Here is a 12,456-nt window from a genome sequence, read left to right on the forward strand (position 1 = left end):
CCTTCGAGCGATTCAACTCTATGCCGATTGCTCGTACCACAATCATTCTCGTAGCGATCGTGATAAGCTTTCGCTGGACGGCGGGAATACTGTCATAGGCTGTGGCCGATATACTCGCGCTCTTTTCAATGGCCTTGACATGGATCACGGCGATTGCCGGACTGTCGGCAAAATCAGTGGATGATGCAGGCACTTTTATTTCCCTTCTATTTATTAACTCGGCGTTTGTACCCACCGAATCTATGCCGTCAGTCATCCATGTTTTTACTGAAAACCAGCCCGTGACTTCAATTGTGGAAGCCCTAAGCGCACCTATGTCGGCAACCTTTCGGAAATGTTACTGGGGTTGCGCTCGCGTGGTGCCCAAGGATACTGATTGTCGCATATCTATTTGCCATGCGAGCATACAAAGGAAGAGCGTTTAATGTTTGCAAACTATTCCAACACATTTATAACTACGAGTACACGGCGGTTTATATATGAGATCATAGCTGAATAATCGTCAACCATCCTCACCTTGTAACAAAGTGCGGATGGTTGACGATTAACTTGTTTGGCTCTGGGGCTACGGCGCCTCAATATCTCGTCTTCTGAACCCGACAAAGCCTGCCACAATTAACGCAATAGCGATTGCGCCAAGAACGAATAGCGGCAGGAACGCCACTTCGTCAAGAGGTGCGCGCGGCACATAACCATAGGGAGTAATCCGTTTCGTCCACTCTGGCAGCTGCAACAGTCCTCCCATGTACAAGACAACAAACGAATAAATCAGATACAACCAGTTCAGATTGGTCAACTTCGGGAAACAGCCTGCGAATAAGATCGAGATGCCAATCATGACAAGCATGGCTGGATAATAGGCCAACGCCGCTCCGTAAATCGTGCTGAAGCTTAAGCCGTTCTCCATCGAAGCGTTCCCGGCTGACCATAGGCCAAGCGCAGAAAGTGAAAACATCATGAAGCCGTTTAGAACCGCAGCGACCAAATAACCTCCAAGCAGTCGGGAACGGGATACCGCTCTGCCGAGCAGCGGTTCGATTAGCCCCTTCTTCTCTTCGCTTCGGAACCTGTGTACAGCTAACATCGGCGGAATCGTTGCTGCAAGCGTCATGACTGTCATGAGCATCGCAATGAATTGATCCGTTAACGTCACACCTTCAATCTCTCCCATTAGTTGACCCAATATTTCGTTGTTTCCAAGGAATGTTTCCAGATCGCCCAGAATCGAACCGTACGATGCACCGAGGACGTAAATTCCGATAGCCCATGAAAACATCGCAGTGCGCTGCAGTCGAAACACAAGACCAATTGGGCTTTGCAGAAAACGAGAGGCGTGAGTTCTGCCCGACCTTGTCGGCATAAAGCCCTTGTCCAGGTCCCGAATGGCATTCAAACCGATGGCCGCGATAAAAAGAAGCAGAGCCAGTGCAGCCATCAGACCGACAGGCCCCCAATGATTAGTCGAATAGACGCCTGTCTTCGTCACCCATCCAAGAGGAGACAGCCATGACAATGTTTCATTGCCGACGTCGCCCAGTGCACGCACCAAGTAGGAGATCATGAGTACGGTAATGGAATAGCCGAATGTCCCGCGGGAGCTGTCCGAAAGCTGGGCAAACAGTACTGCTACGCCCGTGAATACCAGACCGGTCGCGCCAAGGACAACCCCATACAACAACGAACCTTCCAAGTCCATACTTTCGACTCCGAGCATCGACAGACCGAATCCTGTAACCATCGCGAGCAGCGTAAAAACGCCAATTTGTACAATCAGTGTCGCGTTCAGCCAAGAAAGACGGCCAACCGGGAGCGATCGGATCAGCTCCAGACGCCCCTCTTCCTCATCTCCCCTCGTATGACGCGCCACGAGCAGAATAGCCATGAGTCCGACTACAAGAGCTGTCAAAAGCAGCATCTGGTGTGCGGTCATGGCCCCGACTGTATAGTTCTCCAGATCACCGGGCCCAAGCATCGCCAGCATGGCAGGGTTGGCCATTGTCAATGCCATAACATCCCTATCTTGCTGTGAACCGTACATTTCGGACAAGGCTGGCGGTACAATGAAGGTGAAAAACACAATGCCGATCATCCATAACGGAATGCGAATTCGGTCAAGCCTCGCGATAAATCCGATCAATCGGCCCGTTCTTGCCCATAACGGATTGTCCATCACCGAACGCCCCCTCCAGTTCCTTCATAATGCCGAATAAACAAGTCTTCGAGCTTAGCCGGCGAGCATTCCAGCTTCACAATGCCGAACTGGCTAAGATGCCGAATGACGTTGTCCATCTCTTCAGTATCCATTTGGAATGACAACTCTTCGCCTTTCTCTTCCAGCTCATAGATACCCTTAAACCGCTCAATGGAAGGAATAGCCTGCTTTGTCTCCACCTTAACGTGTGTACGGGTTAAGTGACGCAATTCACGCAATGTCCCGCTTTCAATGATTTTCCCCTGCCGGATAATCCCGACCTTATCGCACAGGCGCTCCACTTCAGACAAAATATGGCTGGACAGGAGTACGCTTTTCCCTTGCTCTTTGACTGCCATCACACAATCCTGAAATACATTCTCCATCAAGGGGTCCAGCCCGGAGGTAGGTTCATCCAAAATATACAAATCCGCATCAGCAGAAAATGCAGCGATAAGCGCCACCTTCTGCCGGTTACCTTTGGAATAGGTTCGACACTTTTTTGTCGGGTCCAGGTCGAATCGTTGAATAAGCTCTTCTCGTTTGCTTTTATCGCTCCCTCCGCGCAATTTAACAAACAAATCTATGACCTCGCCACCGGTCAAATTGGGCCATAGATTGACGTCGCCAGGCACGTAAGCGAGACGCTTGTGAATCTCAACCGCATCTTTCCATACATCCTTGCCAAACAATTGAGCCTCTCCGGAGGTGGCTCGCAGTATACCAAGAAGCACACGAATCGTCGTCGATTTACCCGCGCCATTAGGGCCAATGAATCCAAAGATTTCCCCGCTGCTCACTTCCAGATTCACACCGTCCAGCGCTGTCGATGCACCAAACTTCTTGGTTAAGTTCCTGACTCGCAACAAAGACATGGTCTCACCCTTCCGTTAATGTTTTGAAATATAGTTATTCATATATTTCATATTATATGATGGCGATTCATTTTACAACATGTTTTGAACTTGGTTAATTGTTATATTTCATAACTTAAGTTAAACTATTTACAGAGAGGTGGATGAAATGGACGGATACCAGAAACGTAGAGACCAGAAAAAAAAGGACATCTTGCGAAGTGCCGTTGATCTGTTTTTGACCTACGGCATCCAGAAAGTGTCCATTGCAGAAATAGCAAGCAAAGCCAACGTATCGCAAGTGACGATTTACAACTATTTCGGAAGCAAACATAATCTTGTTGAAGAAATGCTCGTATTTTATCTCGATCAGATCTGGTCGGAGTATGAAAAAATGCTGACCAACGACATGCCTTTTATCGAAAAGATCAAAAGCGTGATGTTTGCCAAGATCGATTCCGCCAATAATGTGCACCCCGATACCTTTACCCATTTCATGAAAAAGTACGCGACCGGCGTCCCTTACCTGGAAAAGATGATGCAGGAAAAAATCATGCCGGGGCTGATGACGCTAATTGAAGAGGGAAAACAGCAAGGGTATGTCGATCCCGGCCTATCTAATGAATCAATCCTTGTGTTCATTCAAATGTTCAAGGATTATATGCAAAAAGAAGAGGCCTTTCCGCACCTGCAAAAGATGACGGGGGACCTCAATAAATTGTTCTTTTATGGACTTGTCGGAAGCAAACATAATTGGGAGGAATGACTAGTTACCTTGCCGATCGCTCTCCGGTCTTAAACATTTCCCTGATTTTAATCTTGGTTCAGGATGTTAGAAATAGGAGGCATCTCTAGACAATCAGAACTTTCTCCTCGGGATACCGGAATTTCTCCCGACTGTGTTTTTGCGACAATGCAAATGCAAGTGTTGTTCGGTAAAAATAATGTGTTAGACTGATGTCGTTGATTTAGCGCGTTTTTTGAATTGATGAATCGTCAGCTTTTAAAAAATAAGTTTTAGACTGATCAATTAATGAAAGAGCGGCAGACCAAGATTTGATAAATAATGCCTTAGACTGCCGCTGTTGTCATCCAACTAACGTTCTCCGTTAGGTTAAAGATGTTGAACTGTTTTATTGCCATTATTATCAGCCAATATGAAAGACACCAATTTTGGTTTTCCCATCAACATCATATAGCGGGATATCACGACCACCCGAAGGTCTATTCTTCTGTATGGCAAGTGCTTCCTCAGGTGTCTTAAATCAGGTCCCGTTTCATTGGAAGTGGCGTCTGTGTCAGAACCGTATGTCTGTCCGTTCTCAATGCCGAAGTGACTTCGAAAAGAACCTCTTTAAAATCCTGCAATCACCACACTCACGGAAATAACCATGACTGTCAAGGCGCGCATAACATAGATAATACGACCACTACCAGCTCACTATAAACTATAAGTCATAAATCCAAGACCGCCAATCTGATTCAAGTGGGGCAAATCTGAACTTATGAAAAACATAACGAATGATCCCCTTTCCATTGCCCACTCAAAAGAAATTGAAACGTCTTTGCTCTATCTTCGTATTATTACCTGAAAATACCACTACATTCAACCATAACTATGCAAGCAACCCATGATTGATTTCCCGGATCAGCTGTTTACTTTTGAAATTAACTGCTTTATGATAAGTTACAACAATTGTATATTCATCGCTTAATCCTCTTTTGAGGAGCGGGGGAACCAACGAAGCATAATCGCTTCAGGGGTGAATTCTTTCTTTTGCAGAAAGAACGGGGACTCTCAGACCCGAATCCGACAGCTAACCTCGTAGGCGTCATGAGAGAGATCATGAATGCGTCTTTGGTTTGTCCTGACATAGCAATCCGAAGCTTGGCAGCAGAATTTCTCTGCTCCAAGCTTTTTTGTCGTTTCACAGCAATCATTCTGTTACTTTCAAGTTTCAGCAAAGGAGTATAGCCCATGTTAAGCAGTGAGAAAATTATGGTATGTGTGTACCACGGGCCAAACGGAGAACGGCTGATCCGGCGAGGAGGCCGATTAGCTGCCCTTTATCAATGCCCATTGTTCGTACTGCATGTACAGACTGAACAAGAGAATAACCAGATTAGCCAAGACAAAAGTGAGCGCATTCTCCATTGGAAAACGATATCCGAAGAATGCCATGCCACGTTTATGACCAAAACTCGTGGCAATCACAAGGTCTCCGATGTGATAGTCGATACGGCTGAGCAAATTCAAATCACACAATTAATCATCGGGCACCCCGGTATGACACGATGGCAAGAGATTTGGAATGGCTCCATTGTCAATGAACTATTAAAGAAAATTGGAGAAATCGATATTCATATTATCGCCTTTCAAGAGGGTCGGGATAGATAGACATAAGGAAAGGATGTGCTATGCATGAAAAAACAGTTTATAGTGATTGGCCTGGGCCGATTTGGGTCTAGCTTGGTGCACACTTTGATTCAGAATGGTCACGAAGTACTCGCCGTTGATAAGGATGAGCAGCTCGTACAAGACATATCCGGCGTAGCGACTCATGCTGTGCAAGCAGATTGTACAGATGAAGGAGTACTGAAAGAACTGGGCGCACGAAACTTTACCCATGCGATTGTTGCTATCGGAGAAGATCTGCAGGCGAGCATCTTGGCAACCTTGTTGCTTAAAGAATTGCATATACCGAAAATAACGGCCAAAGCTAAAAACGAAATGCATGGGCAAGTTCTAATCAAAGTAGGGGCAGATCATATTGTGTATCCAGAACGAGACATGGCTGCTCGCCTTGGAAATCAATTAAGCTCCGACAATCTGATTGACTACATTGAGTTGTCTCCCGTTCACAATTTGGTTGAACTGAAGGCCCCACCTGCAATGAATGAACAGACTCTTCAACAATTAAATATTCGGGCCAAATACGGATGTACCATTATGGCGATCAAAAAAGGAGTTCATATCAATATTTCACCAAAGGCAGAGGATGAAATTAACACGGGAGATATTCTGGTGATAATCGGCAGTAACACGGATATTCGAGACTTGGAAGAAGACTATGAACAGAAATGAAGATCGTATGCATAGCCGTTCTCTTTTCACTATGCTTGTCGCCATCGTAAATCGGCTGAAAACACGAACAAGCCCTCCCCAACTCATCTTGATGATCTTTTTTTGCTTGATCTGGGTAGGCGCTTTGCTTCTAATGCTCCCCTATTCATCATCATCCGGCCAATCGATCGGCCTGCTGAATGCCCTCTTTACGGCAACCTCCGCCATTTGTGTCAATGGCCTGGTTGTCGTGGATACGGGAAGTGTGTTCTCTACCTTCGGGCAAATCGTCATTATGATGCTCATTCAGGTCGGCGGCCTTGGCTTTATGACCGTCGGCGTAATGGTGGCTATCATGATCGGCAAAAGGATCGGTCTTCGCCAAAGGCTGATCATTCAGCAGGCCACGCATTCGACATCATCGCAAGGCTTGGTCAAATTGTCGATCTTTATGGTGCTTATCGCATTTGCATTTGAGGCAATGGCGACATTGGTACTCACCTTGCGTTGGCAAGCCGATATGGGTTGGGGTCAAGCTGCTTATTATGCGCTCTTTCATTCCATTTCAGCGTTTAACAATGCGGGCTTCGCTTTATGGTCGGACAGTTTATCTCCATTTGTTGGCGACCCTGTAGTCAACATCACCGTCATCCTGCTGTTTATTATCGGGGGGCTTGGCTATATTGTCGTCGTGGATGTTTTTCGCAAACGTTCATGGCGCAAATTATCCCTGCATGCCAAAGTTGTCTTGCTTGGTTCCGGTATTTTGTTTGCCGCGGGCTTCTGCTTGATCTACCTGTTGGAAAGCTGGAACCCCGCAACCTTCGGCTCCTTGTCTGCCGGGGAGCGGATATGGGCCGCCTTATTCCAGGGGGCTACGCCCAGAAGCTCCGGGTTTAATACTATAGACATTGGCAGTATGTTGGCCGCGTCGCAATTCCTGATCATCATTTTAATGTTCATTGGTGCAGCTTCCGGTGGAACAGGTGGAGGCATTAAAGTCAATACGATGTTTGTGCTCGTACTTGCAACCATTAATACGTTCCGCGGCGGCGGGCAAATTCACGCCTTCGAGCGCAAAATTGCCATCGAGACGGTCATGCGCGCATTGGCTGTTGTGATCAGTTCCCTTGCGGTAGTCCTTTTGGTCTCCCTTCTTCTGACGATTTCAGAAGGAATGCTGGAGGAGCACTTTCTGGAGATACTCTTTGAGGCCACCTCGGCCTTTAGTACAACCGGATTATCCATGGGCCTCACAAGCGATTTGTCTCCGCTTGGCAAAATCATCGTGACCATTACCATGTATGCCGGTCGTTTGGGTCCCCTTACACTGGCCTTTGCTTTAGCCCAAAAAAAACGTTCTTCCAAAATCGGTTATCCCGAGGATCATATTCTGATTGGCTAGACAGGAGCGGACTTCCGCTCCTATTATTTTTAGCTTGCATCATTTTAATGAATGAAATATAATTTTATTCATACATTCACTAAGAGGTGCCTTTATGCCAAGAAAATTTGATGACAATGAAAAGAACAGAATTCATAACAAATTGCTGGATGCCGGATATGAATTGTTTTCACAGTATGGATTTAAAAAAACAAGCGTCAGTGATATTGCTAAAGCTTCCGGCATTGCTTCCGGGACTTTCTATTCCTTCTATGCTAGTAAAGAAGAACTGTTCTTCGCCTTAATGGAGCAAGAAGAGCAGCGCATTCAACACAGCCTGCTTCAGCAGCTCCACAGCGCTCTCGTGAACAAGGAAGCGTTTATCGTTTTTTTAAAGCAATCTCTGGAACTGATCATCGACAATCCAATTTTGAAAGAAGTGCTCTTGCCTGAGCAACTTGAGTCCATCATCCGCAAAGTGCCCGCTTCCCAGTGGGAAGGCAACTACGCTGGAGACGTCGAGAAGCTCGGGCCGCTTATCGTAGAATGGCAATCACGCAACGTTGTGCGCGCCGACCTGGAGCCCGCGCTGATTGTCAATCTCATTCGTTCGCTGGTTCTGCTTTCGCTGCAAAAAAAAGCGATTGGCAATTTTTCGGATACTTTCGAGCATTTAGCAACTTCGGTTGCACAATACTTAACGACCACTGACCATTAATTAACCCTACGAGGTGAACGATATGATCGAGGCGACCCATTTAGCCTATGTCTATCCTGCTGCCAAACGTCCTGTCCTGGATGGACTTCACTTTCACATCCAGAAAGGAGAAATCTTTGGATTTCTTGGACCTTCCGGGGCTGGAAAAAGCACAACGCAGCAAATTCTTATCGGGAAACTAAAGAAATATAGCGGCTCAGCTCGAGTGCTAGGCCAGGAAATTCGCTCAGCGAATGCAGCGTTTTATGAACGCATTGGCGTCGCTTATGAATTCCCTCATTTCTACAATCGCTTTACGGCGCTTGAGAATCTGCAGCACTTCCGTTCTCTTTATCGGAATCAACTGACCAATCCGGTTGCGTTGCTGAAGCAGGTCGGGCTGGAGGATGCCGCCCACAAAAAAGTAGAAAGCTTTTCCAAAGGCATGAAAATGAGGCTTAATTATTGCCGTTCCGTTCTAAACAATCCGGAGCTGTTGTTTCTCGACGAGCCGACTTCTGGTCTCGACCCCGTACATGTCGACAATCTGAAACGCCTAATCGAAGCCAGACGCCAAGCCGGAGCGACAATTGTCATTACGACCCATAACATGCAAGCCGCCGAGCAGCTATGCGACAGGGTGGCTTTTATGATGGACGGGCAAATCCGCTTTATTGACTCGCCCCGAAACTTAAAGTTGCTGAGCGGCGAACGAAAAGTACGTGTGGAATACGAGCTTGGAGAAAAGCGAGCGACGGAGGATTTTCCAATAGAGGGTATCGGGGTAAATGAGCGTTACCTGTCACTCATTCGCTCGCATCGAATCGTAACCATGCATACGTTGGAAGCATCGCTTGAAGACATCTTTATCGCCGCTGCTGGAAGCAAAACGCCATGAGGTTATCGCGACTGGTTTGGTTCGATGTCTGCTATCAATGGCGGCATCGCTATTATCTGGTCTATCTGATCGTCTGCTCCGTGTACGTTGGCATTTTGCACGCGATCCCGGATTCCTACGCTGAGCACGTACTTGTATTGCTCACCTTTTCCGATCCATCAGCGCTCGGGCTATTGCTTGCCGGCAGTATCCTTCTGCTTGAACGGGATCAGGGAATCTGGAATGCACTTTTTTCAACTCCCTTGCGGGCTTGGGAATACCTGACCTCCAAGTGCTTATCTCTTGGCTTTTTGTCTCTGTTGGCTGCATTGGCTATTCATTTACCTGTTAGCGGTTTGCCGAAATCTCCCTTTGCTTTCCTACTTGGCATCACGCTAACATCGTTTTTCTTTACCCTGTTGGGCATGGCTGCTGCCTTGAACAGTCGCTCGATCAACGGCTTTTTGATACGTTCACAGCTTTATGCCCTACCCTTTACACTTCCTATTCTGGGATATTTAAATGTGGTTCAAATTCCATTGGACCGTCTACTACCATCCAATGGCTCTCTTATTCTAATCTCAGGGTCTGCTCGTCCGCCTGCACCAGCCGAGACTGGATATGCGTTTGCTATTCTGACCCTATGGATCATCGGTGCCGGAATCATCACCTTGTCTTTACTAATTGCGAATACCAGACAGCGGGAGGATCGTCATGGCTCCGAACAAATATAGCGCATTGCTGCGCCAGGATTTAAAAAATGGGTTGCGCGACCCCATGCTTATGCTTATTTTCATTGGTTCTTTGTTGATTATTGTTGTATTTCGATACGGTTTGCCTTTACTAAGTAATTGGCTTTTCGCGAAGCTCGGGGTTGACTTGCAGCCTTATCATTCACATATCGCTGCCTTTCTCCTCTCATTAATTCCGCTCCTTATCGGTTCTGCAGCAGGATTGCTCATGCTCGATGAAAAAGACGAACGCATTGTGGACTACTATGCCGCCACTCCCTTGCGCAAACAAGGCTATTTCATTTATCGCCTGCTCTTGCCTGTGACACTCTGCAGTTTGTTCCTGCTGCTATTTAAAGGGGTCAGCGATAATCCTTCAGCACATTCAACATTGCCTTTGCTGTTGCTTGCTCTTGAAGCCCCCCTGTATGCTTTGTTCCTGGCAAGCGTTGCATCCAACAAAGTCGAAGGACTGGCCTTAACCAAATTTATCAGTCTTTCCGTCCTCGGTGCAATATGCTCAAACTTAGCGACTGCTCCCTGGCATTGGTTGGGAAGCTGGCTTCCGGCTTTTTGGCCGTTTCAGCTTTACCTTAGCCTTGGTCATACAGGGTCCATCCAGGCTGCTCATCTGGTTCAGTTCCTGATGGGCCTCGCTTTTCATTACCTTCTTCTATATGCTGGATTAAGATGCTTCTCCCGCCAAATATAAGCTTCTTACCTAACCCTCGATGTACCGAAAAATCGGAACTAAGCAAAGTACGGTCACTCGGAACAATGTTGTTTTGTAAATGGTCGATTTTATGGAACTGGGGATTGATCACTTTACGATAACCTGCTCTTGTTCTAAATTTTTGGCCCTGCGCAAAAAGGATCATCTCATTGCAAGACAGTGAAGGACTTCGGCATATTGCTGACGATGTGCTCTGTGAGGCATTTCAAGAAGAACTGGGACTCACGTCTAACTCAGCCGCTCAGCTCAGTCGTAAACACGATCAAGTGTATCCAGAGCTGCTGCAGCAAATGTTAGAGCGCATTGTCAAACGGATTTTGCCACATACCGAGCCCCAACTCACCGCCATTCGACGTAAACAGACCCTCATGGATGGATTTCCATGGCTCTGTTGTGTTGAACTCCTAAGTCAAAGAAATTCATCTCACGGGTTGTGGCCATTGTTATCTCGATATTGACAACTTCTATTTTAAGGACACTTAACTCAAAAATGATCGGCTTTTTGAGATGTAATAAGTTAATACACCCATGTCCGAGGCAGAGGCCGTTCTACCTGCAGCGTTCTGACAAGCATTCGCTTACGCATCTCCTGCAGCAGCTCTCTATGCTCTGGTTCGTCTGCCAGATTCATATACTGCATGGGATCCATACGAAGATCGAACAGCGACTCCTTCCCGTCAGACTCGCAGACGTAGCGATGATGCTTCGTGCGAATATTCTTCCAGCCGTGGAACTCCATAAGCGCTTCTTCCTTGCCTTCAAACGACTCATTGCGCAGCAGCCTACGGAACGATTCGCCCTGCAATGATTGATGAATCGGAATGCCCGCACATTCAAGCAGGGTCGGCAAAACATCTACGGCTTCAACGAGCCCATCGAACTTGCGGCCAGGCTCTGCTATGCCTCTTGGCCAACGTACGATGCAAGGTACACGACTGATACAGTCCTCGCCTGGATAGCCCTTCTGATAGCGGAGATGATCGCCCAAATATTCTCCGTGATCGGACGTGAAGAGCACAATCGTATTGTCGGAGAGACCCAGCTCCTCTAAGCGATCCAACAGCTTCCCGACATAATAATCCACTTCACTAATCATGGCATAATAGCCCTGTTTGACGGACCGAAGCTCCTTGTCGGAGAAATGGGTATCGCTTCGCATTTGATTGATACGGGGCGGATAATGAGGAAGCGACAGCTTCTCAGGATCATACAAGTCCAAAAATCGCTGCGGCGCTACCCAAGGCGTATGGGGAGAATAGAAGCCGGCAATGCATAACCAGGTATCCTCCCGATGCTGCTCCATAAACGACTCGGTTTGCTCTGCCACAAAGGCGGAATGCGTCAGATGATCCCGCCCCGGGAACGCTGCGGCATGCTTCGGCTCACGCTCAGGATGTGTCACTTCGTCCTTCACACCCATAATACGATAATAATCCTCTGCTGCAGGCGGGAGGCCCAAGCTTAGATGCTCCAGTTGGTCAGGCTCCTTCGCCCTCACCCATGCCCGATAAGCGTCCTCGTAGCAGCCCGGCTCATCCGAAATTTCCAGGTGGTCAAAGTCATAGCTGGGATGAATGTCACGATGATCCCGATTGGAGTGAGGAAGAAAATGAAGCTTGCCGATATTTCCAGTAACATAACCGTAATTTTTCACCAGCTTGGGCAAGGTGACGACATCCTCTGGTACAGGCACCGCCATATGCGTAATGCCAAGCGTTGAAGGGTATTGGCCGCTTAGGAAGCTGATTCGGCTTGGCATGCAAATCGGATTTTGCACAAAATAATGGGATAGATTCACACCTTCTGCTGCCAGCCGATCCAGATTCGGCGTCAATATTTCCGAATTGCCATTGGCCCTGAGCGCATCCCATCGCTGTTGATCTGTATAGATGAGTAATATATTGGGTCTGTTCATGCCAGTCACT

11 protein-coding genes, 1 pseudogene and 1 riboswitch are annotated in these 12,456 nt (G+C 47.3%); of the genes and pseudogenes, 9 read left to right on the top strand and 3 right to left on the bottom strand.

Translation table 11 applies throughout. The features are described from left to right. Positions 1-5 precede the first annotated feature (5 nt). Positions 6-417 (top strand): annotated as a pseudogene (locus tag J4772_RS37155) (ABC transporter permease); the annotation flags it as partial. A gap of 148 nt (positions 418-565) precedes the next feature. Here the strand turns inward: J4772_RS37155 and J4772_RS24780 are convergent. Then, the gene (locus J4772_RS24780; RefSeq protein WP_209071840.1) at positions 566-2,170 is read right to left on the bottom strand and encodes an ABC transporter permease; all 1,605 of its coding nucleotides are present in this window, start codon (positions 2,168-2,170) and stop codon (positions 566-568) included. Beyond that, complete coding sequence (locus tag J4772_RS24785) at positions 2,170-3,066, bottom strand: ABC transporter ATP-binding protein (protein ID WP_087568938.1); 897 nt, start codon at positions 3,064-3,066, stop codon at positions 2,170-2,172. The genes J4772_RS24780 and J4772_RS24785 overlap by 1 nt, the downstream gene beginning before the upstream one ends. A 148-nt stretch (positions 3,067-3,214) precedes the next feature. Between J4772_RS24785 and J4772_RS24790 the strand changes: the two genes are divergently transcribed. The 8 genes from J4772_RS24790 to J4772_RS24825 all read left to right on the top strand — a co-directional run bounded on the left by J4772_RS24790 (position 3,215) and on the right by J4772_RS24825 (position 10,510). After that, positions 3,215-3,811, top strand: a complete 597-nt coding sequence (locus J4772_RS24790) for a TetR/AcrR family transcriptional regulator (RefSeq protein WP_087568939.1) — start codon at positions 3,215-3,217, stop codon at positions 3,809-3,811. Between the two features lie 932 nt (positions 3,812-4,743). Further along, positions 4,744-4,893: riboswitch (cyclic di-AMP (ydaO/yuaA leader) on the top strand. Positions 4,894-5,023: 130 nt separating this feature from the next. After that, positions 5,024-5,443 carry a universal stress protein gene (locus tag J4772_RS24795; RefSeq protein ID WP_209071841.1) on the top strand — a complete coding sequence of 140 codons (420 nt, stop codon included), beginning with the start codon at positions 5,024-5,026 and terminating at the stop codon, positions 5,441-5,443. 24 nt (positions 5,444-5,467) lie between these two features. Next, complete coding sequence (locus J4772_RS24800; protein WP_209071842.1) at positions 5,468-6,130, top strand: potassium channel family protein; 663 nt, start codon at positions 5,468-5,470, stop codon at positions 6,128-6,130. Positions 6,131-6,161: 31 nt separating this feature from the next. After that, a complete protein-coding gene (locus J4772_RS24805; protein ID WP_209077419.1) occupies positions 6,162-7,514 on the top strand; it encodes a TrkH family potassium uptake protein in 1,353 nt (450 codons plus the stop codon). Between the two features lie 94 nt (positions 7,515-7,608). Further along, entirely contained in the window at positions 7,609-8,211 is a 603-nt protein-coding gene (locus tag J4772_RS24810; protein WP_209071843.1) for a TetR/AcrR family transcriptional regulator, read from the top strand. A gap of 22 nt (positions 8,212-8,233) precedes the next feature. After that, the gene (locus J4772_RS24815; protein WP_087568943.1) at positions 8,234-9,088 is read left to right on the top strand and encodes an ABC transporter ATP-binding protein; all 855 of its coding nucleotides are present in this window, start codon (positions 8,234-8,236) and stop codon (positions 9,086-9,088) included. Then, positions 9,085-9,801, top strand: a complete 717-nt coding sequence (locus J4772_RS24820; RefSeq protein WP_209071844.1) for a fluoroquinolone export ABC transporter permease subunit — start codon at positions 9,085-9,087, stop codon at positions 9,799-9,801. Before J4772_RS24815 ends, J4772_RS24820 begins: the two co-directional genes overlap by 4 nt. Then, positions 9,782-10,510: a hypothetical protein gene (locus J4772_RS24825; protein WP_209071845.1), complete on the top strand. Its 729-nt coding sequence runs from the start codon at positions 9,782-9,784 to the stop codon at positions 10,508-10,510. The genes J4772_RS24820 and J4772_RS24825 overlap by 20 nt, the downstream gene beginning before the upstream one ends. A gap of 538 nt (positions 10,511-11,048) precedes the next feature. Here J4772_RS24825 and J4772_RS24830 read toward each other — a convergent pair. Then, positions 11,049-12,446: a sulfatase family protein gene (locus J4772_RS24830; protein WP_209071846.1), complete on the bottom strand. Its 1,398-nt coding sequence runs from the start codon at positions 12,444-12,446 to the stop codon at positions 11,049-11,051. Positions 12,447-12,456: the final 10 nt, after the last annotated feature.

This window comes from Cohnella sp. LGH (assembly GCF_017671885.1).
Classification (GTDB): Bacteria; Bacillota; Bacilli; order Paenibacillales; family Paenibacillaceae; genus Cohnella; species Cohnella phaseoli.